Source organism: Lutibacter sp. (genome assembly GCF_016342705.1).
Classification (GTDB): Bacteria; Bacteroidota; Bacteroidia; order Flavobacteriales; family Flavobacteriaceae; genus Lutibacter.
Genome location: NZ_JAEINV010000002.1, coordinates 194,645 through 217,044, shown reverse-complemented (window position 1 = coordinate 217,044; position 22,400 = coordinate 194,645). Strand labels below are relative to the sequence as shown.

General features: G+C 29.7%; 28 protein-coding genes. 21 read left to right on the top strand and 7 right to left on the bottom strand.

Annotated elements, in window-relative coordinates:
- Positions 1-146: 146 nt before the first annotated feature.
- Positions 147-437, bottom strand: coding sequence for an HU family DNA-binding protein (locus JEY78_RS02915; RefSeq protein ID WP_291846637.1), 291 nt, complete (start codon positions 435-437; stop codon positions 147-149).
- Positions 438-569: 132 nt separating this feature from the next.
- Here JEY78_RS02915 and mutY point away from each other — a divergent pair, with 132 nt between their 5' ends.
- Genes mutY through JEY78_RS02890 form a run of 5 tightly spaced genes read left to right on the top strand, consistent with a single transcriptional unit; the run spans position 570 to position 5,039 of the window.
- Positions 570-1,610, top strand: coding sequence for an A/G-specific adenine glycosylase (mutY, locus tag JEY78_RS02910; protein ID WP_291846635.1), 1,041 nt, complete (start codon positions 570-572; stop codon positions 1,608-1,610).
- Between the two features lie 41 nt (positions 1,611-1,651).
- Positions 1,652-2,092, top strand: coding sequence for a single-stranded DNA-binding protein (locus JEY78_RS02905; protein WP_291846633.1), 441 nt, complete (start codon positions 1,652-1,654; stop codon positions 2,090-2,092).
- Between the two features lie 23 nt (positions 2,093-2,115).
- A complete protein-coding gene (gene gldE, locus JEY78_RS02900) occupies positions 2,116-3,426 on the top strand; it encodes a gliding motility-associated protein GldE (RefSeq protein WP_291846631.1) in 1,311 nt (436 codons plus the stop codon).
- A gap of 6 nt (positions 3,427-3,432) precedes the next feature.
- A complete protein-coding gene (gldD, locus tag JEY78_RS02895; RefSeq protein WP_291846629.1) occupies positions 3,433-3,987 on the top strand; it encodes a gliding motility lipoprotein GldD in 555 nt (184 codons plus the stop codon).
- The gene (locus tag JEY78_RS02890; RefSeq protein WP_291846627.1) at positions 3,984-5,039 is read left to right on the top strand and encodes a COX15/CtaA family protein; all 1,056 of its coding nucleotides are present in this window, start codon (positions 3,984-3,986) and stop codon (positions 5,037-5,039) included. The genes gldD and JEY78_RS02890 overlap by 4 nt, the downstream gene beginning before the upstream one ends.
- A gap of 52 nt (positions 5,040-5,091) precedes the next feature.
- On the opposite strand, the gene JEY78_RS02885 is transcribed toward JEY78_RS02890, so the two are convergent.
- Both JEY78_RS02885 and JEY78_RS02880 read right to left on the bottom strand, forming a co-directional pair.
- Positions 5,092-5,286, bottom strand: a complete 195-nt coding sequence (locus JEY78_RS02885) for a hypothetical protein (RefSeq protein WP_291846625.1) — start codon at positions 5,284-5,286, stop codon at positions 5,092-5,094.
- A gap of 69 nt (positions 5,287-5,355) precedes the next feature.
- On the bottom strand, positions 5,356-5,724 hold the full coding sequence (locus JEY78_RS02880; protein ID WP_291846623.1) for a heavy metal-associated domain-containing protein: 369 nt from the start codon (positions 5,722-5,724) through the stop codon (positions 5,356-5,358).
- A gap of 92 nt (positions 5,725-5,816) precedes the next feature.
- On the opposite strand from JEY78_RS02880, the gene JEY78_RS02875 reads away from it, so the two are divergent.
- Positions 5,817-6,689, top strand: coding sequence for an EamA family transporter (locus tag JEY78_RS02875; RefSeq protein ID WP_291846621.1), 873 nt, complete (start codon positions 5,817-5,819; stop codon positions 6,687-6,689).
- Between the two features lie 51 nt (positions 6,690-6,740).
- On the opposite strand, the gene JEY78_RS02870 is transcribed toward JEY78_RS02875, so the two are convergent.
- Both JEY78_RS02870 and JEY78_RS02865 read right to left on the bottom strand, forming a co-directional pair.
- Entirely contained in the window at positions 6,741-8,795 is a 2,055-nt protein-coding gene (locus JEY78_RS02870; protein WP_291846619.1) for a pitrilysin family protein, read from the bottom strand.
- Between the two features lie 20 nt (positions 8,796-8,815).
- Positions 8,816-10,132 (bottom strand): pitrilysin family protein, encoded by a 1,317-nt coding sequence (locus JEY78_RS02865; RefSeq protein WP_291846617.1) that lies wholly within the window; start codon positions 10,130-10,132, stop codon positions 8,816-8,818.
- Positions 10,133-10,458: 326 nt separating this feature from the next.
- On the opposite strand from JEY78_RS02865, the gene rplU reads away from it, so the two are divergent.
- The 14 genes from rplU to JEY78_RS02795 all read left to right on the top strand — a co-directional run bounded on the left by rplU (position 10,459) and on the right by JEY78_RS02795 (position 21,265).
- On the top strand, positions 10,459-10,959 hold the full coding sequence (rplU, locus tag JEY78_RS02860) for a 50S ribosomal protein L21 (RefSeq protein ID WP_291846616.1): 501 nt from the start codon (positions 10,459-10,461) through the stop codon (positions 10,957-10,959).
- 27 nt (positions 10,960-10,986) lie between these two features.
- Complete coding sequence (gene rpmA / locus JEY78_RS02855; RefSeq protein WP_291846614.1) at positions 10,987-11,247, top strand: 50S ribosomal protein L27; 261 nt, start codon at positions 10,987-10,989, stop codon at positions 11,245-11,247.
- A gap of 219 nt (positions 11,248-11,466) precedes the next feature.
- On the top strand, positions 11,467-12,567 hold the full coding sequence (locus JEY78_RS02850) for a 3-deoxy-D-manno-octulosonic acid transferase (protein ID WP_367158761.1): 1,101 nt from the start codon (positions 11,467-11,469) through the stop codon (positions 12,565-12,567).
- Complete coding sequence (locus JEY78_RS02845; RefSeq protein WP_291846611.1) at positions 12,564-13,199, top strand: Crp/Fnr family transcriptional regulator; 636 nt, start codon at positions 12,564-12,566, stop codon at positions 13,197-13,199. The genes JEY78_RS02850 and JEY78_RS02845 overlap by 4 nt, the downstream gene beginning before the upstream one ends.
- 72 nt (positions 13,200-13,271) lie before the next feature.
- Entirely contained in the window at positions 13,272-13,832 is a 561-nt protein-coding gene (locus JEY78_RS02840; RefSeq protein ID WP_291846609.1) for a YeeE/YedE thiosulfate transporter family protein, read from the top strand.
- A 12-nt stretch (positions 13,833-13,844) separates the two neighbouring features.
- Complete coding sequence (locus JEY78_RS02835; RefSeq protein ID WP_291846608.1) at positions 13,845-14,258, top strand: DUF6691 family protein; 414 nt, start codon at positions 13,845-13,847, stop codon at positions 14,256-14,258.
- 12 nt (positions 14,259-14,270) lie between these two features.
- Positions 14,271-14,900 carry a Crp/Fnr family transcriptional regulator gene (locus tag JEY78_RS02830; RefSeq protein WP_291846607.1) on the top strand — a complete coding sequence of 210 codons (630 nt, stop codon included), beginning with the start codon at positions 14,271-14,273 and terminating at the stop codon, positions 14,898-14,900.
- Positions 14,900-15,886, top strand: a complete 987-nt coding sequence (gene moaA / locus JEY78_RS02825) for a GTP 3',8-cyclase MoaA (RefSeq protein ID WP_291846605.1) — start codon at positions 14,900-14,902, stop codon at positions 15,884-15,886. The genes JEY78_RS02830 and moaA overlap by 1 nt, the downstream gene beginning before the upstream one ends.
- Positions 15,886-16,542 carry a phosphoribosylanthranilate isomerase gene (locus JEY78_RS02820; RefSeq protein ID WP_291846604.1) on the top strand — a complete coding sequence of 219 codons (657 nt, stop codon included), beginning with the start codon at positions 15,886-15,888 and terminating at the stop codon, positions 16,540-16,542. Before moaA ends, JEY78_RS02820 begins: the two co-directional genes overlap by 1 nt.
- Before the next feature lies 1 nt (position 16,543).
- Positions 16,544-17,737, top strand: coding sequence for a molybdopterin molybdotransferase MoeA (locus tag JEY78_RS02815; RefSeq protein WP_291846603.1), 1,194 nt, complete (start codon positions 16,544-16,546; stop codon positions 17,735-17,737).
- A gap of 36 nt (positions 17,738-17,773) precedes the next feature.
- On the top strand, positions 17,774-18,253 hold the full coding sequence (gene moaC, locus JEY78_RS02810; protein ID WP_291846601.1) for a cyclic pyranopterin monophosphate synthase MoaC: 480 nt from the start codon (positions 17,774-17,776) through the stop codon (positions 18,251-18,253).
- Positions 18,246-19,358, top strand: coding sequence for an NTP transferase domain-containing protein (locus JEY78_RS02805; RefSeq protein ID WP_291846600.1), 1,113 nt, complete (start codon positions 18,246-18,248; stop codon positions 19,356-19,358). The genes moaC and JEY78_RS02805 overlap by 8 nt, the downstream gene beginning before the upstream one ends.
- Entirely contained in the window at positions 19,351-20,196 is an 846-nt protein-coding gene (locus tag JEY78_RS02800; protein ID WP_291846599.1) for a DUF1835 domain-containing protein, read from the top strand. The genes JEY78_RS02805 and JEY78_RS02800 overlap by 8 nt, the downstream gene beginning before the upstream one ends.
- Positions 20,186-21,265, top strand: coding sequence for a HesA/MoeB/ThiF family protein (locus JEY78_RS02795; RefSeq protein WP_291846598.1), 1,080 nt, complete (start codon positions 20,186-20,188; stop codon positions 21,263-21,265). The genes JEY78_RS02800 and JEY78_RS02795 overlap by 11 nt, the downstream gene beginning before the upstream one ends.
- A gap of 1 nt (position 21,266) precedes the next feature.
- On the opposite strand, the gene JEY78_RS02790 is transcribed toward JEY78_RS02795, so the two are convergent.
- On the bottom strand, positions 21,267-21,692 hold the full coding sequence (locus JEY78_RS02790) for a molybdenum cofactor biosynthesis protein MoaE (protein ID WP_291846596.1): 426 nt from the start codon (positions 21,690-21,692) through the stop codon (positions 21,267-21,269).
- A 74-nt stretch (positions 21,693-21,766) separates the two neighbouring features.
- On the opposite strand from JEY78_RS02790, the gene JEY78_RS02785 reads away from it, so the two are divergent.
- Positions 21,767-22,042 (top strand): DUF3817 domain-containing protein, encoded by a 276-nt coding sequence (locus JEY78_RS02785; protein ID WP_291846595.1) that lies wholly within the window; start codon positions 21,767-21,769, stop codon positions 22,040-22,042.
- Here JEY78_RS02785 and JEY78_RS02780 read toward each other — a convergent pair.
- The gene (locus JEY78_RS02780; RefSeq protein WP_291846593.1) at positions 22,039-22,281 is read right to left on the bottom strand and encodes a MoaD/ThiS family protein; all 243 of its coding nucleotides are present in this window, start codon (positions 22,279-22,281) and stop codon (positions 22,039-22,041) included. The genes JEY78_RS02785 and JEY78_RS02780 overlap by 4 nt on opposite strands.
- Between the last annotated feature and the right edge of the window lie 119 nt (positions 22,282-22,400).

Genomic DNA, 22,400 nt, shown 5'->3' with positions numbered 1-22,400 from the left:
AAAAAGTAAGCAAAGCTTACTTTTTCTTTTTATGTCTATTTGCTCTTGCTCTTTTCTTGCGTTTATGCGTAGAGATCTTTGATCTCTTTCTTTTTTTACCACTTGGCATAATAAAATGTTATTTTTTGTTAATAATTTGTTTTTGCTTATGCAACAGTTACTTTGTTTTTAACGCCTTCTACAAATACTTTTGCAGGCTTAAACGATGGAATGTTGTGAGCAGGAATTTTAATAGTAGTGTTTTTTGAAATGTTTCTTCCAGTTTTTTCGGCTCTAGTTTTAATTATAAAACTCCCAAATCCTCTTAAGTATACATTGTCACCTTTTTCTAAGGAGTTTTTTACCTCTTCCATAAACGCTTCAACAGTTGCTAAAACATCTGTTTTTTCTATCCCAGATTTATCTGAGATATTTGATACGATCTCTGCTTTCGTCATTTTTATTATTGTTATATAGTTTATTATAAATTTAAGACGGCAAATATATGATATATTAATCAAAATCAAAAAGTTAATTCATTAAAATTTAATTGATTAAATCATGTATTATTGTGTTTTATATAAAAAGCAATGAAATTTTCTAATACATTAGTACAGTGGTATTTACAAAATAAAAGAGATTTACCCTGGAGAAAAACTAACGACCCTTATATAATTTGGCTGTCAGAAATTATTCTTCAACAAACGAGAGTTGACCAAGGAATGGCCTATTTTTTGAAATTTATGGAACATTTTCCAACAGTTTTTCATTTGGCAAAAGCATCTGAAGAAGAGGTATTAAAATTATGGCAAGGTTTGGGATATTATTCACGTGCTAGAAATTTGCATTTTTCTGCAAAAAGTATTGTGAATGATTTTGGCGGTGATTTTCCGGCAACATATAATGGTATTTTAAAGTTAAAAGGAGTTGGAGATTATACTGCTTCAGCAATTGCTTCTATTTGTTATAATGAACCCACTGCTGTTGTAGATGGAAATGTTTATAGAGTATTAGCTCGTTATTTTGGAATTAATACACCTATTAATAGTACAAAAGGAATTAAGGAGTTTAAATTATTGGCTCAAAAGTTATTAAATACTTCAATTTCTGGCACTCACAATCAGGCTGTTATGGAGTTTGGAGCTAGGATGTGTAAGCCTCAAAATCCAGACTGTGAGGTTTGTCCGTTAAATAGTAGTTGTATTTCACTGGCTAAAAATTTAATAAAGGCACTTCCTGTTAAAGAAAAAAAACTGAAAGTTAAAAACAGATATTTTAATTATTTAGTGGTACAATCTTCTGATAATAAAACAATAATTGAAAAGAGAACACAGGGAATTTGGGTAAATTTGTACCAATTCCCCTTGTTAGAAAGCAAACAAGAGATAGCTATTAACCAATTAATTGAACATAATAAATTTAATGAACTATTTGGAGAGTTAAACGTATCTGTAAAGTTGTTTAATCAAACAATGGTTGTTCATAAGTTATCGCATCAGCATATTTTTACAAAATTTTGGATTATTAGCGTGCCTAGTTCAGTGAAATTTTCGTTTAATTGGGATGAAATTGAGCGTTTTCCAGTGCCAATACTTATTGACAATTTTTTAAATGAATATAAAAGCAACTAAAATTTTTAGTACTTTTGTAATTCACTGAAAATCTACTTAAAATGGCAGGAACTGTAAATAAAGTAATACTTATTGGTCACCTTGGTGATGAGGTTAAAATGCATTATTTTGAAGGTGGAAATTCAATTGGCCGTTTTCCAATAGCAACAAATGAAACCTATACGAATAAGCAAACTGGAGAAAAAGTTACCACAACAGAATGGCATAATATTGTAGTTAGAAATAAATTGGCCGAAATTTGTGAAAAATACCTTAGTAAAGGTGATAAAGTATATGTTGAAGGAAGAATAAAATCTCGTCAATGGGAAGGCGAAGATGGTGTAAAAAGATATTCAACTGAAATTCATGTGGTAGATATGACGTTTTTAACAACAAAAAATGATTTAAATGCTCCCCCACATCAGGAAGCATCTAAAATTTCAGCAGCAAACAAGCCTGAACAAGTTGATTCTAATGTTGAAGATGATGATTTGCCTTTCTAAGTTTAATTTAATTTTTAAATAATTTGGACCCAGAACCCACGTTTCTATTTTTAATGCAAAACCCAAACATTTGGTTAACACTAGGAGTTGTTGCTTTGTTTTTATTGTTAACATTATCGGCATTAATATCAGGTGCTGAAGTTGCATTTTTCTCATTATCTAGAACTACATTAAATGAAGCTGCAGATTCTAATTCTAGTAGTAAAAAAATGGTAGCTCAACTATTAGAAAATCCTAAAAAACTATTAGCTACTATTCTTATTTCAAATAATTTTATTAATATTTTAATTGTATTAATATTTGCCTATATAGGCGAAAGTGTTTTTACTAAAATTAGTTCAGAAATTATTAAATTTTTAATTGAAGTTGTTCTTGTAACTTTTTTAATATTGTTATTTGGCGAAGTTTTACCAAAAATTTATGCAACCCGTAATTCTTTAAAATTTGCAATTTTTATGGTAATTCCAGTGAAAATATTAAATGTGTTACTTTCATTTATAAGCATTCCATTATTAAACTTAACTAATATTATTGAAAATAAATTACGTAAAAAACAATCAAATTTATCTGTTGAAAAATTATCTCAGGCATTAGAAATTACTTCAAATGATGCTACTTCAAAAGATGAACACAAAATATTACAAGGCATTGTAAATTTTGGAAACACAGAAACAAGTCAGATTATGACTCCAAGAATGGATATTTTTGCTATTGCACGTGATGAAGAATATGAAGATGTAATTTCAAAAATTGTTTCAAAAGGATTTTCAAGAAACCCTGTTTATGGTGAAAATATGGATGATATTATTGGGGTTTTATATGCAAAAGATTTATTACCACATTTAAATAAGAAAAACTTTAATTGGCAAAAGTTAATTAGGGAACCTTATTTTATTCCAGAAAATAAAAAGTTAGACGATTTATTGAATGAGTTTCAGGAAATGAAAAGCCATTTAGCAATTGTGGTAGATGAATATGGTGGTACAAGCGGTATTATTACTTTAGAAGATGTTATTGAAGAAATTGTTGGAGATATAAATGATGAATATGATGATGATGATTTATTTTACACTAAAATAAATGAAAACACGTTTTTGTTTGAGGGCAAAACAAACTTAAAAGATTTTTATAAAGTTATTGAGTCTGATGATTCTGAGATGTTTGAAGAGGAAAGAGGAGAGGCGGAAACAATTGCTGGTTTTATTTTAGAAATTTATGGAAAATTCCCAAGAAAAAATCAAATAATAAAATTCAATAATTATTCATTTAAAATTGAATTAATGGATAAAAAAAGAATTAAACAAGTGAAAGTAACTATTAAAAGAGACGCTTAATTTGGTATGAAAAAAAATATTGTTTTGTTTTTAATAATTATGGTTATGCAGTCTTGTGGCAACGAAACTATTCCGAAACCAAAACCTTATTTAACACTAAAATATCCTGAGCCAACATATGTTAAACATAATTTTAATTGCCCTTATTCTTTTGAAATTTCAAATTTAGCAACTACACATGTAAAAGATAATTGTTGGTTAACTATTGAGTACCCTCATTTAAAAGCAACAATTCATATTACCTACAGAAAGGTGGATAACAACATAAATGAAATACTTGCAGAGGTAGAAAAACTAACTTTTAAGCATACCGTAAAAGCAGATGCAATTAACGCAATTCCTTATGAAAATTTTGATAAAAAAGTGTATGGAAAAATGTATTCAGTGGAAGGAGATGTTGCAACTAATATTCAATTTAGAGTTACAGATAGCGTAAATAATGTGTTAGCAGGTGCGCTATATTTTTACGTGAAACCAAACTATGATTCTATATTGCCTGCAGTAAAATATATTGAGAAAGATATAATTCATTTAGTTGAAACAATAGAGTGGAAAAAATGAAATACAAAACGTACAAATATTCAAAAATAATTAGAGCTTGGCTATTGATTGGATTAATAATGTTAATTGGCCAAGTAATATTAGGAGGTATAACTAGGTTAACAGGCTCTGGATTGTCCATAACAAAATGGGATGTAATTACTGGGGTTGTTCCGCCGTTAAATGAAACAGAATGGGTTCAAGAATTTGAATTATATAAAGAAACACCTCAGTTTCATAAAATAAATTCAACATTTACCATTCAAGAATTTAAATTTATATATTTCTGGGAGTATTTTCATCGATTTTGGGTGAGAGCATTAGGATTTATATTTTTAATCCCGTTTTTAATTTTTGTTTTCACAAAAAAAATAGACTCTTATTTAATAAAACGACTTGGATTGGTGGTTTTGTTAACTATACTAACTGCATCAGCAGGTTGGATAATGGTAAAAAGTGGTTTAGTAGATCGGCCTTGGGTGAATGCTTATAAGCTCACTATTCATTTCATATTTGCTGTTTTGGTTATTGCAGCAATGGTTAAAACTTTGGCCGATGTGTATGCGTTTAAAAGTTTGAAAAAAGTAAAATCAAAAAAAATAGTTCTTTGGGTATTAATTTTAACTTTTTTTCAATTAGTAATTGCTGGAATTATTTCTGGAATGAGAGCAGGGCTTTATTACCCTACTTGGCCAAGTATGAATGGAGAATTTATTCCAAGTGTTTTATTGGATGGTGAACATTGGAATTGGGGTAATATGATTAATTATGATAGTTATTTATTTGCTCCGGCGCTTATACAATTTACACATAGAATGTTGGCTTATATATTAGTAATCTGTGTGTTTTTTATGTTTTTTAAGTTACATAAAAAAGTTGAAAAAGCATCAAAAAAATGGTTGAATTTAACAGTTGTTCTTGTGTTAGTGCAGGTAACTTTAGGAATTTTAACTGTTATGAATGTAAAAGGTAAGATACCGCTGTTTTATGGTGTTAGTCACCAATTGGTAGGCTTGTTGTTTTTTATGAGTTTGTTATTTCTGTATTATTCTTTAAGAAACAAAAGGGCATAAAAAAAAGAGCTTCAAATTTGAAGCTCTTTTTTATTTTGTTTTGTAAAAAGAATTATTTTACTTCTTCAACAACAACTTCTTCAACAGCAGCTGCAGTTGTATCAACAGCAACTTCTACTTCTTCTACAACAGGAGCAGCTTCTTCAACTACTACTTCTTCTACAGCTTCTTCTTTTGGAGCTTCTTTACAAGAAAACGCAAATACACTAACTAATGCAACTGCGATTAAAAATTTAATTTGTTTCATTTTCGATTGATTTTTATTTGTGGTGCAAATTAACGACAAAATTATTGATATGCACAAATTATTTTTAAATTATTTTAAAATTTTGTTAATTTTTTTTGATTTCACAACAAAATATAGGTCTCCGCCAGCAATACCATCAATTTTTTCTTTAACTTTTTGTTCATTCAATATGTTTGTATCTATGGTAAACACTCCTTTTTTACTTTCAAAATCTACTTTTGAATAAGCAACACCTTTTGTTTTTGATAATTTTGATTCAATGGTGCGTGCGCATCCAATCTCACAGGTCATGCCTTCTATGTCCATTTCATAAGTTTCATACACGGCGGCAATAGTTGTTTTTTCTGTTGAGTTATTTTCTTGAGTTGGTTTTTTTTTGTCTTGAGTGCAAGAAATAAAGCTTAAAATAAATACAAAAAGGAAAATTAAATTTTTCATAATTAAAGTATACTAATATTAAAAGAACGAATTTATAAACTAATACATTCATTTCCGAATAATTATACGATTTTTGTTGTTTTATTTTTAAAATGGAGCAACATAAACAAAAATGGATTTTTTTAGTAATTCTTTCGTTAGTTTGGGGAAGTTCATTTATTTTAATGAAAAAAGCATTAATAAGCCTTACACCAGTTCAAGTTGGTGCATTAAGAATATTAATTACTGCGATATTTCTATTTTTAATTGGTTTTAAACGTGTTTTTAAAATTAATAGGAGCCAGTGGTACTATTTGTTTTTAAATGGTGTAATAGGTAGCTTTATTCCTGTTTTTTTGTTTGCCTTTGCGGTAAAACATATTGATAGTTCAATTGCCTCAATTTTAAATTCACTAACGCCTTTAAACACCTTATTATTTGGATCGTTGATTTTTGGTTTTAGTTTTACAAGAAGACAGTTTTTTGGAGTGTTAATTGGTTTGGCAGGAACTTTAATTTTAATTTTAAAAGGAGCTGAAATAAATCCTTCGCAAGATTACTCCTACGCTGGGTTGGTTTTAATTGCAACAATTTGTTATGCCTTTAACTTAAATATTATAAAAAAACATTTACAAGATTTAGATGCAATTAGTATTGCGGTTGGAAATTTTATGATTTTAATGATTCCAGCGGTTGTTATATTATATTTTACGGGTATATTTTCAACTTTTGAAGTTAATGAAACCAGTGCAATGTCATTACTATATATTGCTATTTTAGCAGTTTTTGGAACTGGTTTAGCTAAAATATTATACAATCATTTAATAAAAATATCTACGCCAGTGTACTCTTCATCTGTAACCTATTTAATTCCAATTGTAGCAATTTTGTGGGGAATTTTTGATGGTGAAAGAATTTCAGCAGTTCAAATACTAGCAGGAGGAATTATAATTTTTGGTGTGTATTTGGTAAATAAAACAAAATAAAAAAAGCGACTCAATTTCTTAAGTCGCCTTTCGGTATTTAAACAATATTATTTATTGAAAATCTGCGTCAGTCACACCTTCGTTAACTTTAGCATCAATTAATTTAAACTCTACTTTTTGAGGTCCTAAACTTCCGCTTTTTACTGCTGGAAATTTAACACCGTTAAAATCTTTATAATCAGAAAAAGTAGCTTCTTGACTTTGAGTTTGGCCACCCATTGAAACTGTTTGAGCTTCTTTTACTTTTAAACCTGTTGCAACATCAAAATAAATGGCAGTTGATACAATTTCTCCTTTTGTAGAAATTACGTAGGCGTCTTTACCATCTAAAGGTTCAATTCCTGTTAAAATAGACTTTTCATTATTTAAAAGTCCCATTTCTAAAAAGGTCCCTAAAGTATTAGTCATTTCACTAGCCATTGGAGCAGGTAATGGTTGTTTGTTCATAAAAACACCAGCATCACTAATAACAACTTTAGCAAGTACATTTCCACCCATGCTTGTTTCATTAGCGTAGTGTGTTGCTGTTCTTTTTTCAGTTGATTGAATAGTGCTTCCCATGGCTGTAGCTTCATAAGTAACTAAAGTACTTTTTAAAGCTTTAATTTTATCTGCACCACCAATAGCATTAAAATAATTATTAATTACAGAAATTTTAGTGACTCCTGCAGGAATTGGTTTTGTCATTTCTGGTTTAGAAGATGGGTTAGCCTCTTTATCAAAATAATTAATTTTATAAGGTAACTTCTCTAAATTTGGCAATACGTCTAAAGCTTTTCCAACTATAACAACTCTTGCATTATCTGCACTAAAATATTTTTGAGCAACACGTTGAATATCATCAACTGTAACAGCATTTATTTTTTGCAAATACGTTTCGTAAAAATCTGATGATAAGTTTTTAGTAGCAATATTTAAAGCATAACTAGCAGCTGTAGAGGTTCTTTCTAAAGCCATTACAAAATTTCCAATGTATGCTGCTTTTGCATTTTTAAGTTCTTCTTCAGACACTTTAGTGTTTCTAAAAGTTTTAATTTCTTTAATAAATTCAACTACTGAACTATCTGTAACCATATTTCTAACAGAAGCAGATGATTTAAATGTAGCAGCAGTTCTTTCGTCGTTACCAATTCTTGAATAAGCTCCGTAAGTATAACCTTTATCTTCACGTAAGTTTAAGAATAAACGACCTTCTCCACCACCACCAAAAATTTTGTTGGCTAATAAAAGTGGAAAATAATCTGGATTGCTCATTTTTAAATCTACCGTATTTACAACTGCAATACTAGATTGAACAGCATTAGGCATATCTACAAAATTGATTTCTGTTGTTGCAACATTTTTTACTTCAGGAATTGTATAAGTTGGAAGCGTTCCTTTACCCCATTTTCCTAATTTTGAAGTCACCAGTTTTTTAACATCTTTAAAGTTAACATCGCCAATAATTACTAAGTAACCATTATTTGGTTTAAAATATGTTGCGTAAAAGTTTTTAACATCATCAATAGTTACATTTTTTGCAGTTGTTTCAGTTGCAAACTCTCCATATGGATGATTTTTACCATATACTAAAGCACCTTCTACTTTTCCAGCAATTTCAGCAACACTATTTTCTCCAGATTTTATTCCTTCAATTAATTGTGCTTGTTGTTTTTCAAACTCTTCAGCCGTAAATAATGGATTTTGAACAGCATCTGCCATTAATTCAAAAATACGAGGGAAATACTTTGATAATGTATTGAAATTGGCACTTTGGCTTCCAATATTTAAAGAAGCTCCTAAAAAATCAATTTCTTCAACAAATACATCTTTTGACATGTTTGTTGTTCCGTTCCCCATCATTCCACCAGCAATGCTAGTTAAACCAGCTTTGTCACCTTCAAAAACAGGACCGTTATCTAATATTAAACTTGCAGTTACTTTTGGTAATTTATGGTTTTCAACCACAAGTACTTTTAATCCGTTTTTAAGTTCAAAAGTTTGCGGTTTTCCTAAATTAATTTTTGGAGCAGGACCGGCAACTGGTTGTTTTGTTCTATCTATTTGCGCATTTATTCCTAAAGAAAGAAGAAACAATGCAATTAATGTTGTTATTTTTGTTTTCATTTGTTTTCTCATCTTTATAATTATTCGCTTTTTGCTTTTAGGTAATCCATTTCAACGCGGTTGTTTGCATTTAAAAGTTCGTTAGCAACACGTTTAATGTCTTCTCTAGTTATTGAACGATAAATATTAATTTCATCGTTTATTAATTTAGTATTACCTTTTAACATATAGTTAGCTGCAAGCGTTCCTGCAATATTTTCAACACCAGAATTTGAGTTTACAAAATTGTTTTCGAACTGGTTTTGTAATTTTTGGTATTCTTTTTCTGAAATTAATTCTGTTTGAAGTTTTGTAATTTCATTTTCCATTTCAACTGCTAAATCATCTAAAGAAGTTTCACCCATAGGAAGCGCACCCATAATATAAGTTCCATAGTCTTCTTGAGAATCATTAAAAGCTAATACTTGTAATGCTTTTTTCTCTTCAACCAATTTTTTATACATTCTAGAGCTTTTTCCGCTAGTTAAAATTGAAGAAACCATATCTAAAGCATACGCATCTTTATCTTTACTTGAAGGTGTTCTAAAAATGAATAATTTTATAGGAAGTTGAATATTTGAATCGTATTCAGTTACTTTTTTAGCTTCAACAGCATCTTCAACAATGCTAACTCTTTCAACTGGGTTTCCTGCAGGAATATCACCAAAATAATCTTGAATCATTTTTTTAGCAGCAGCTTTTTCAAAATCACCGGCTACAACTAATACTGCATTGTTTGGTGCATAAAACTTTTTATGAAAAGCTCTAAATTCTTCTAACTGAGCAGCGTCTAAATCTTCCATACTTCCTATTACAGAGTTTTTGTATGGATGTTTTTTAAATATGTGTTGATTAATTCCTGTTCTGTAAATAATTTTACCATAAGGAGCATTATCAATTCTTGCTCTTTTTTCTTCTTTTACAACTTCATTCTGTGTATCAACGCCATCCTGATTAATAACCGGGTGTAACATGCGTTCAGATTCTAACCATAATCCTAATTCTAAATTGTTTGAAGGGAAAGTCTCGTAGTAATAAGTTCTGTCTTGAGTGGTATTTGCATTATTGCTTCCTCCATTCGCAGAAACTATTTTAAAAAACTCTCCTTTTGGAATATTTTCAGTTCCTTCAAATAATAAATGCTCAAAAAAATGTGCAAACCCAGTTCTTCCAGTTACTTCATCTTTTGCGCCAACATGGTACATCACAGAGGTTGTTACAACAGGAGCTGAGTTGTCCTGATGTAAAATAACGTGCAAGCCGTTACTTAAATCGTATTCTTCAAATTCTACTTGTTGCGCCATTATAGCAGCACTTGCAAGTAGTGTTAAAAAACTTATTAAATAAATTTTTCTCATAGTTTATAATTGTTTAATTAAATTAAATAGTATCGCGAAATTTGTCGCTGAAAGGTTAAACTTGTTACAGTTTTTAACTTGAAATAAAAATTTATGGGCATTATTCATAGCAAAATCCATAGCTTCAAAAATATTAAAGTTTTTTGGGTTATCTTAGTTTTAAACAAAAAATTAACTGAAAATTAAGATAGAAATAGTTAAAATACTTAATGTGAGAGTATTCTTTAAAATATGTTTTGTCAAAAAAGAAAAAAGAATTATATTTGCACCCGCCTAAAGTTTTAGGCGAATTAAATAATTAATAAAGCGAATATAAAATAAAGCTTATGTATGCAATTGTAGAGATAGCAGGGCAGCAGTTTAAAGTAGCAAAAGACCAAAAGGTTTACGTACACCGCTTACAAGGAGAAGAAGGATCTAAAGTATCTTTTGATAAAGTTCTTCTTTTAGAAAACGGAGGTACAGTAACAGTTGGCGCCCCAGCTATAGAAGGAGCCGAAGTAACGGCAAAAATCTTAGGTCACTTAAAAGGTGATAAAGTTATCGTTTTCAAAAAGAAACGTAGAAAAGGATATAAAGTAAAAAATGGTCACAGACAATCTTTTACTGAAATTCAAATTGAAGGTATTGCAGCAAGTGGTGCAGTTAAAAAAGCACCAGCTCAAAAAGCAGCACCAAAAGCAAAAGAGGTTGAAGCTCCAGCGGCAGCTTCTGATGACTTAAGCTCAATGACTGTAGCTGAATTAAAAGAGTTAGCTAAAGAAAAAGGTATTTCAGGATACACTTCTTTGAAGAAAGCTGAATTAATTGAAGCATTAACTAACTAATATTTACAATTTTAAAACCATAACATCATGGCACATAAAAAAGGAGTAGGTAGTTCGAAGAACGGTAGAGAATCAGAATCGAAACGACTAGGAGTAAAAATATTTGGTGGACAAGCTGCAATTGCAGGAAACATTTTAATCCGTCAAAGAGGAACTACACACCATCCTGGTGATAACGTATATATGGGAAAAGATCATACTTTACACGCAAAAGTGGACGGTGTGGTTAAATTCCAAAAAAGAAAAGACAACAAGTCTTATGTTTCTATAGAACCTTTTGAGGTTTAATACATAGATTTTTATTGATTTAAAAACTCCTTTACTTTTATGGTTTAGGAGTTTTTTTATGCACTTATTTTGTAACTTTGATTTTTTATGTATAAATTATATAACATAGTTATTTCTGGGGTTAGCTTTGGGCTAAAATTTATTGCGATTTTTAATAAAAAAATAGAACTTTTTATTGATGGGCGCAAAAATGTGTTTACAAAACTGAAAGCTGCAATTTTGAAAACAGATAAAGTTATTTGGATACATTGTGCATCATTAGGTGAATTTGAACAAGGAAGACCAATTATCGAAAAATTAAAACAACTTTATCCTTCAATAAAAATTGTACTTACTTTTTTTTCACCATCGGGTTATGAGGTTCGTAAAAATTATGATGGTGCTGATGTGGTGTGTTATTTACCTTTAGATATGGAGAAAAATGTAAAGAATTTTCTTGATATTGTAAATCCTGAATTGGCCATTTTTGTAAAATATGAATTTTGGCCAAATTATTTAAAAGAACTTCAAAAGAGAAAAATAAAAACAATTCTTGTTTCTGGAATATTTAGAAAAAATCAATCATTTTTTAAATGGTATGGTGGTTGGATGATTAAATCATTACAAACATTTTCTCATTTTTTTGTGCAAGATCAAAACTCAGAAGTATTGCTCAAGTCAATCAATTTTACGAATGTTACTGTAAGTGGTGATACTCGTTTTGACCGAGTTTTTGAAATTACCAAACAAAATAATCAATTAGATTTTATAGCTGAATTCAAGAATAATACACATACGTTAGTTGCTGGAAGCACTTGGAAAGAAGATGAAGATTTATTGTTAGATTATATAAATAACAAAGCTTCAGCAGAAGAAAAGTTTATAATTGCACCTCATAACATTACCCATCAAGATATAGCAGACTTAAAGAGTGAAATTTCAAAAAAAACTGTGTTATTTTCTGAAAAAGAAGATAAAAACCTTCAAGAATTTCAGGTTTTTATAATTGACACTGTTGGTGTGTTAACTAAAATTTATAGTTATGCAGATGTTGCTTATGTTGGAGGTGGATATACAAAATCTGGAGTTCATAATGTTTTGGAGCCTGCAACTTTTGGGGTCCCAATAATTATAGGTCCAAATTATTATAAATTTAATGAAGCTGTTGAGTTGGTGAAAAATGAAGCTTGTTTTGTAGTGGATAATTCTCAAAAATTATCCGTACTTTTAGACGAATTTTTATTGCCAAATGGTAAAAAAATAGAAGCAGGAAAAAAAGCTCTTGATTTTGTTGTGAAAAACACTGGAGCTACTAACAAAATTTTAAATTATTTAAAATGATAAGAGAAAAATTAGACAACTATTATTCATTTGTTTTTGAAAAAGAATTATTAGACGAAATTGAGCAGGTTGGTGTATATAAAAAACTACGTGAAAATGAGTTACTGGTTGATTTAGGTGATAAAATGAAAGGAGTACCTTTATTATTAGATGGCGCAATTAAAATTGTACGAGAAGATAAAAAAGGTGAAGAAATATTATTGTACTTTTTAGAACGAGGTGATACTTGTGCAAGTTCGTTTGCAAGCGCTATCTCTAATGGTAAATGTGGAATTAGAGCAATTGCTGAAAAGGAATCTGAAATCATTTTTTTACCAAAAGAAAAATTAGATGAATGGTTAGTAAAATACAAATCTTGGAGAAATTTTGTAATTGATAGTTATAATATTCGTTTAAATGAAATGATGGAAACTATTGATACGCTGGCGTTTATGCGTATGGATGAGCGTTTGTATAAATACTTGAAAGATAAAGCTCAAATTATGCGAGAAACTTCATTAAATACAACACATCAAGACATTGCTTATGATATGCATACTTCTCGAGTTGTAATTTCTAGATTGTTAAAACAACTGGAAAATGAGGGGAAAATAAAACTGAATAGAAACAAAATTGAAATACTTGAGTTTTAACTAATGTAACAAAAGTTACATAGCAACATAATTTATAGAATACTTTTATAAAACTAACTAATTAAATAAATTATGGAATTTATTACTCAACCTTGGGCTTGGTATATAGCAGGTCCCGTTATTGCATTAGTCATGTTTTTGCTTTTTTATTTTGGTGAACGTTTTGGTGTTTCATCAAATTTAGAAACACTTTGTTCTATTGGAGGAGCTGGTAAATTTGTTGACTATTTTAAAATTGATTGGAAAGAAAATACCTGGAATTTAATATTTGTACTTGGTGCAATTGCAGGTGGTTTTATTTCTACATACTGGTTATCTTCTTCTACAGAAGCAGTTGCAATTAATCCTCAAACGGTTCAAGACTTAGCTGATATTGGAATTCTAAATGCAGGAACTACATATTTGCCGGATGAAATTTTCAGTATTGATACAATGCTATCATTAAAAGGATTTTTAATCTTAATTATTGCAGGTATTATGGTTGGCTTTGGAGCGCGTTGGGCTGGCGGTTGCACTTCCGGACACGCAATTGTTGGATTAAGCAACTTAGAATTACCATCATTAATTTCAGTAATCGGATTTTTTATTGGAGGTTTAGTAATGACGTGGTTTATTTTACCATTATTATTTTAAAAAGAAAACAGTATGAAATACATTAAATTTTTTTTAGTAGGTATTCTTTTTGGAATAGTAATGAGCAAGGCAGAAATTATTTCGTGGTATAGAATATACGAAATGTTTAAATTTCAATCGTTTCATATGTATGGAATAATTGGTTCGGCAGTACTTTTGGGAATGATAAGTATGTTTCTATTTAAAAAGAAAATGGTAAAAACATTTGAAGGAAACGAAATTCATATTACTCCTAAAAAAGTGGGTTTGTATAGAAATTTATTAGGAGGTACTTTATTTGGTTTGGGTTGGGCTTTAGCGGGAGCATGTCCAGGACCAATGTTTGTTTTAGTTGGAAAAGGAGTTGTTTCTATTTTAGTTGTAATTTTTGGAGCTACTTTAGGAGCGTTCTTATATGGACTTTTAAAGGATAAATTACCTCATTAATTACTTGTTTTGATGAAGATTAATGAAATTGTTGCTGAAAAATTTTCGTTCTTAGAAGAGAATCTGCGACAAGAAATGTGTAATTATGGCGTTTTAAAAAAGGCAGAACCCGATAAAATTATTCTTGAAATTCGTCGCGAAATTGAACTTATTCCTTTTGTAATTTCAGGTGTTGTAAAAGTAATGCGCAGAGATGGTAAAGGAAATGGAATATTTTTGCATTATTTAACGGCGAAACAAACAAGTGCAATAGCCATAACTTACTCATTGGAATGTAAAAATAGTGAAATTAGACTTAAAGCAGAGTGTGCAATTACGTACATTGCAGTTCCAACAAAAACCGTAAATTCGTGGTTTGTGAAATATAGCTCTTGGAGATCTTTTTATAATAAATTAAACGTTCAGCAAACTTCATTTTTAATAGAAAAAATTAATGATATTGCTTTTGAAAGCCTAGAGTTTAGACTGTTAAAATATTTAGAGAATGCAAGTTTAATTTATAATGACGCTACAATTAACAGAAAGCATTTCGACATTGCCAGAGATTTAAAAGTATCTAGAGAAGCAATTTCTAGAGTATTAAAAAAATTGGAAAAGGAAGAAGTTATAGTATTGGGAAGAAACAAAATATCGCTCAATTAATGGAGTTAAGAGATAAATTTGGTAGGAAAATTTCATATTTACGTTTAGCGGTTACTGATCGGTGTAATTTGCGATGCCAATATTGTATGCCTGCTCATGGAATTGATATTGTTGATAGAAAAGAACTACTTTCATACAAAGAAATGTATAGAATTACCCGCGTTCTTTCTGAGTTGGGCGTAAATAAAGTTCGTTTAACTGGTGGAGAACCTTTTGTAAGAAAAGATTTTGTTAGCTTTTTAGAATCGCTTTCCTTTAATGATAAATTAGATGAAATTAACATTACCACAAACGGCGCATTAATATCAAACTATATAGATAAGTTAGAAGCATTGAACATAAATGCTATTAATTTAAGTATTGATAGTTTACATAAAGAAAAGTTCGCAACAATAACACGTAGAGATGTTTTTGAAAATGTGTTTGATACTTTTGAAAAATTAGAAAAAAGTAATCTCAAATTAAAACTAAATGTAGTTGTACAGTCTGGTTTTAATACTGATGAAATTATTGATTTTGTTGAGCTTTCTAAAGATAAGGACATTGCAGTTCGTTTTATTGAAGAAATGCCTTTTAATGGAAAAGGACAAAGAGATATGGAAGAACTTTGGGATTTCAATAAAATTATCAATCATATAAAAAATCAATATTCAACTGTTGAATCGGTTGTGTCAAAAAAATCTTCAACTTCAAAAAACTATAGAATTCCAAGTTATAAAGGAACTTTTGGTATAATTCCAGCGTTTACAAGAACCATTTGCAACGATTGTAATAGAATTAGAATTACAGCAACCGGAATGTTTAAAAATTGTTTGTTTGATGGTGGCGTTTTTAATGTACGCGATTTTATAAGAAATGGTGCAAGTGATGATGAGTTAAAAGAATTATTTATAAAAACTGTACATCACAAACCGGAAAACGGTTTTATTGCAGAAGCAAATAGAGGAAACGATGTTTCCGAAAGTATGTCTACAATTGGCGGATAATGAATAAAACTCATATAAAAATTTGTTGTATAAGCAGTATTCAAGAAGCAAATTTGGCAATTAGTGCAGGAGCTTCAGCGGTTGGTTTGGTTGGGAATATGCCAAGTGGACCTGGAATAATATCAGATGAATTAATAGCCGAAATAGCACTTTCTGTCCCAAAACATATTGAAACTTTTTTGTTAACTAGTGAAACTAAGGTTGATGAAATTCTAAAACACCATTCAAAAGTAAAAACTACTACTATTCAATTGGTTGATGCATTAACTGAAGGAACTCATGCGCAATTAAAAGAGGAACTTCCAAACGTAAAAATTGTTCAGGTTTTACATGTACTAAATGAAAAATCTATTGAAGAGGCTATTGAAATTTCTTCAAAAGTTGATATCATTTTATTAGATAGCGGAAACCCAAATTTAGCCACTAAAGAATTAGGAGGAACTGGTAGAGTGCATAACTGGGAAATTAGTAAACAAATTGTAAATAGCGTAAATATTCCAGTGTTTTTAGCAGGAGGATTAAATCCTTTAAATGCCAAAACTGCAATTGAACAAGTTGGCTCTTTTGGATTAGATGTATGCAGCGGAGTTAGAACTAATGGGAAATTAGATTCACAAAAATTAAATGCATTTTTTAGTGCCATAAAAAGTAATTAAAATGGAATTAACAACAGTCAAAGAAGCTCTTGATATTATTTTAAAAAACTCTGAAGATTTTGGGGTTGAAGAGATTGATTTTTTACAATCTTCAGGTAGAATTTTAAAAGAAAATATTGTTGCAGATAGAGATTTTCCGCCATTTAACAGAGTTAGTATGGATGGAATTGCTATTTCATCAACAGCTTTTAATAAAGGAATTCGCTCCTTTAAAATTGAAGGAATTCAGGCCGCTGGAAGTCCACAGTTATCATTAAAAAACACTGAGAATTGTATTGAGGCTATGACAGGTGCTGTATTACCAAAAAATACTGATGTTGTAATTCAATATGAATTATTAACTATAGAAAATAATAGTGCAACTGTTGATTTAGATGCTGTAAAGGAATTTCAAAATGTGCATTTAAAAGGATTGGACAGAAAGCAACACGATGTTTTAATTCCCAAAGACACCTTAATTTCTGCAGCTGAAATTAGCGTGTTTGCAACGGTTGGAAAAGCCACAATTAAAGTTGCTAAACAACCAAAAGTTATGATTGTTTCAACAGGAAATGAGTTGGTTGAAGTTGATCAAATTCCAGCGGAACATCAGATAAGAAGAAGTAATGTGTATGCATTGGCTTCCTTATTAGAAAAGCTGCATATTAAGTCGGATACCGCTCATATTTTAGATGATAAAGAAACACTAACATCAACAATTAAGGGCTTTTTAAAGGAGTATGATGTATTGCTTTTTAGTGGTGCAGTTTCAAAAGGAAAATTCGATTTTATTCCTGAAGTTTTGAATAATTTAGGTGTGGAAAAATTATTTCATCAAGTAAAACAACGTCCGGGGAAACCATTTTGGTTTGGGAAAAAGCAACATAAAACAGTTTTCGCTTTTCCGGGAAATCCAGTGTCAACTTTTGTGAGTTGTTTAAAATATTTTTATCCTTGGTATTATAAATCGGTTAATTTAGAAATGCCTATAAATGAAGCAATTTTATCAGAAGACTTCTATTTTAAACCTAATTTAACCTATTTTTTACAAGTAAAATTAGATCTAAAGGGAGGGGAAATTATTGCAACACCAATAGCAGGAAAAGGTTCAGGTGATTTAGCAAATTTAACGCAGGCAGATGCTTTTTTGGAATTGCCAGATGATAGCGCTAATTTTACAAAAGGAACGATTTTCCCAATTATTAAATTCAGATAAAACATAGTTCTGAACTTCATTAAAAATCCTATATTTATGGAAGATAACTTTAGCCATATTAATAAAAAGAATCAGCCAAAAATGGTGAATGTTGGTGATAAAAAAGTTACCAAAAGACAAGCAACAGCAAAAGCTACTATGTTTTTAGGTTCAGCAATTATTTCCCATTTTAATAATGATGAATTAATTACTAAAAAGGGACCGGTTTTTCAAACGGCTATTATAGCTGGTATTCAGGCGGTTAAAAAAACTTCAGAATTAATTCCAATGTGTCATCCATTACTTATAAATGGTGTTGATATTGATATTGAAATTACTGATAAAGAGCATATTGAAATACTTTGCACGGTTGCAATTGAAGGGAAAACCGGAGTTGAAATGGAAGCGTTAACAGGTGCAAATATTGCTGCATTAACAGTGTATGATATGTGTAAAGCCATTTCGCAAAAAATGGTGATTAAAGAAGTGAAATTGGTTGAAAAATTTGGAGGTAAAAGCGACATTAAAAATGGGTAAACATCAAAAACACGCAAAACTTAAATTAAGAGATAACGATAATTTTGCGACAAATGAAATTTCAATAGTAGGTACAAAATGTGATGTAATAGCTAATTTAGTACAACAAGTTGCGCAAAATTTAACCAAGTATAAAATGGCTTATTTGGATGCTTCACATAATGATGCTGTTGAATCTAAAGCCTTCGAAAAGTTTGTTTATCACCATAAAGGTACTGCAAAATATGAGGTAAATTCAACGGTAAATAAATTCAATCAACGCATTCAGTTTTCACAGTACGATTTTTTATTTATCAATGGTAATCATTATGAAGGCGCTAAACAAGTGTTGATTTTAGACAATGATAAAGAGGCTTCGGTTTTAAAAAGGTTAGATCAGTTAACAAATATACAGTTTGTTATAAAATTAACAAATGATTCAAAATACTTCTCTTTTTTAGAAGAACATAATCCTCAAATTAAAAATTTAATCTGTTATTCTATTGATGAAATTGATAAAATATCAACTCATATTGAGAATCTTATCAAGCAAAAAATAGCTCCAATTCAAGGTTTGGTGTTAGCTGGAGGAAAAAGTACCAGAATGGGAACCGATAAAGGAACGCTTCAATTTTATGGTAAAAATCAGCGCGATGTTACTATAGAATTATTAGAAAAGTATCATTTAAAAACCTATTTATCGGTTAGAGAAGAACAAGAAATTTCAAATGAAAATAAAATTACCGATAAATTTATTGGTTTAGGCCCGTTTGGCGCAATTTGTTCTGCTTTTCAAGAAAACCCAGATGTTGCATGGTTGGTGTTGGCAACCGATTTGCCATTTGTAAATGATGAAGTTATTCAGTTGTTGTTGAAACATAGAAATCCATCAAAAATTGCCACAACAATTAAAGGGAAAAACGCGCAGTTTCCAGAACCTTTAATTACCATTTGGGAGCCTAAAAGTTATACTTTGTTGTTAAATTATTTAGCGCAAGGTTATTCTTGTCCACGTAAAGTATTGATAAATTCTGATGTTGAAATTGTTGAAATTGATGATAGTTTTATAAGAAATATTAATACCCCTGAAGATTTTAAATACGCATTTAAAGAAATAAATGAATAATTCAATTCACGTACTTAACGGTGATGCAATTTTGCCAATATTTCAAAAATCAGGAATAAAAGGTGAAATTGTTATTTATAGAGAAATGTTTTGCGAAGGTCCAATATTAGAGCAAGTTGCCAGTGATGATTTTTGGAAACAACGCTATGCTTTTTTTGAAAAATATTTTGGTGTTGGAAAATTAGAATATTTTGATAAAACCATAAAAGAAATATTAAAAACTGAAGATTTAACGATTTACGATGAAATTGTATTGTGGTTTGAATACGATTTGTTTTGCCAGGTAAACATGCTGGCTTTATGTTCTTTTTTGTTGCAGAATTACCGAAAGGATGTTACCTATAATTTAGTTTGCACAGGAAGGGTTAAAGGAAAAACCAAGTTACATTCATTAAGTGACTTTTCTTCAGAAGAATATGTTGAACTTTATAAAAATAGAGTAAAGCTAACGAAACATAAATTATTATTTGCAGATCAGGCTTGGAAATTATTTGTTGAAAATAATTATAAAAATCTATCAGAATTTAACTTTAGTAAAATTGGAAAATTCACCTATTTACAAGCGGCAATAAATCAACATTTAAAAAGGTTTCCACAAGAAAACGGCTTCAATGAAATTGAAAATAAAATGCTTCAAATAGTTGCTTCTGAAGCGTTAACTTCGACGGAAATAGTTCAAAAATTACTTTTTTGGCAAAATGAAAATACCGTGTATGGTTTTGGAGATGTACAATTTTTTGCGTATCTTAAAGAGTTAAATAACTTCTTTTTAATAAACAATGAAAAGTATTATTTAAATGAAAATGGGAAACGTAAATTATTAAGTAATGGACTTTAATAAAGAAGCATATTTTAAAAGGCAAACTACATTATCTGAAATTGGTTTGGCTGGACAAGAATTGTTGCAAAAAGCCAAAGTTTTAGTAATTGGTTGTGGCGGTTTAGGAAGTCCCATTGCAATATATTTAGCCACAAGTGGTATTGGTGAATTGCATTTGGTTGATTTTGATACTGTTTCTGTTTCTAATTTACATCGTCAGGTTTTTTTTAGAGTTAAAGATATTCATCAGCCAAAAGTGGAAATTTTAGCCAAAGAAATTGAAAAAAGAGCGCCGTTTACAAAAGTTACCTACACCAACAAAGCCATCAATAAAAATTCTGTTTTAGAACTAATTGCTAAGTATGATATAATTGTTGATGGAACCGATAATTTGCAGATAAAATACTTAATAAATGATGCATGTGTACTTAAAAAGAAGCCGCTAGTTTATGGTTCTTTATATAAGTTTGATGGTTATGTTGCAACGTTTAATGTGTTAAATGGTGATGGTGATTATACAACTAATTTAAGAGATGCTTTTCCGGAAATTGCTACTGATATTCCTAATTGTGAAGAAGCAGGAACTTTAAATCCAATTGTTGGTATTATTGCTTTATTTCAAGTAAATGAAGTTGTTAAATTAATTACCAAAACTGGAAAACTACTGACAAATCAATTGTTGATATATAATACTTTAGAAAACAGTCAGTTAAAAATTAAATTAAAGAAAAACAAATCCCTAATTTTTAAAGATATATTTAGAAATTCTAATTATTTAGATGCACATTGCACAACACAGGATAGTTCTTTGTTAATTTCATCTTCAGAATTAAAGAAAAGATTAACTGATTCTAATATTCAAATTGTAAGTGTTGTAAATAATCTTGAAAGTGTTATTCCGTTTAATGTACATCAAAAGATTCCGCATAAAAAGTTTGAGGTAGATACTTTTATACCAGATTTTAAAAAGTATTATGTTATAGTTTGTAATAAGGGAATTTTGAGTTACGATATAACAAGTAAATTAAAAAATAAATATCCTCAATTATCCGTTTTTAGCTTATTTGAAGGAATAGAAAAGTTTTAATTTATGGATGCGAATTCACCCAAACCTCACCATCTTCAAAATGTTCTTTTTTCCAAATAGGAACAGATTCTTTTAATGTATCAATAGCAAATTCACAAGCTTCAAAAGCTGCTTTTCTATGCGCTGATGAAACCGCAATAATTACAGGAATATCACCAATCATTAATTCGCCTACCGCATGATGAATTGCAATTTTATGAATTGCAAATTTTACCAAAGCAGTATCTGCAATTTTTTGCATTTCTTTTATCGCCATTGGTTCGTAACCGCTAAAATCTAATAGAGTTACTTCTTTATTTTGAGTAGCATTTCTAACAGTGCCAACAAACAAAGCAATGCCGCCACAAGAAGCATCTTGTACAAAATTGTAGCAATCTTGCAGATTTAAAGTTGAAGAAGTAATTTTTATTGAAGTTTTATTTTCCATTTTTTAAGATAACGTTCACAAAGTTAAGAAATCAAAAGTGTACTTTTGCCCGATTGTAATTTAAAATTAGTTTAATGAAGAAAACATTTAGAATTGTAAGTGTGTTAGAAGGAGTGTCTTATTTATTGTTGCTGTTCATTGCAACTCCAATTAAATATTTGGCCGGCATAGATTCTTATGTGAAAATTTTAGGAATGCCTCATGGCATACTTTTTATTGGTTATGTTATTTTAGCAATAGTTTTAAAATATCAATTAGAGTGGAAATCTAAAACGTTTATTGCAGTTTTAGCAGCATCTATTATTCCTTTTGGTACTTTTTATATAGATAAAAAATACTTCAGAAATTAACCACCACTTACAGGTGGAATTATAGCTACAACATCATTTTCATAAAGAATTAAATTGTCTTCAGCATATTCTTCATTTACTGCTATGGCAAATTGATGTAAGTATTTTAAATTAGGAAACCTATCTTTTAACGCCACTTTTAATATCCCCACAGAGCTATCAGAAGTTAATTCAAAAGTAATTGAATTTTCTCCAGTTAAATCCGTTGTAATTCCAAAAAATAGTATTTGAATTCTCATGTTATTTTTATATGGTTTTGCAAAAATAAATCATTTTGAATACATGATTGCTTTAATTTATTTAAAACCATTCTAAATAAATTTATATGTGATGTTAGTTACAAAACTAATATTCCTAT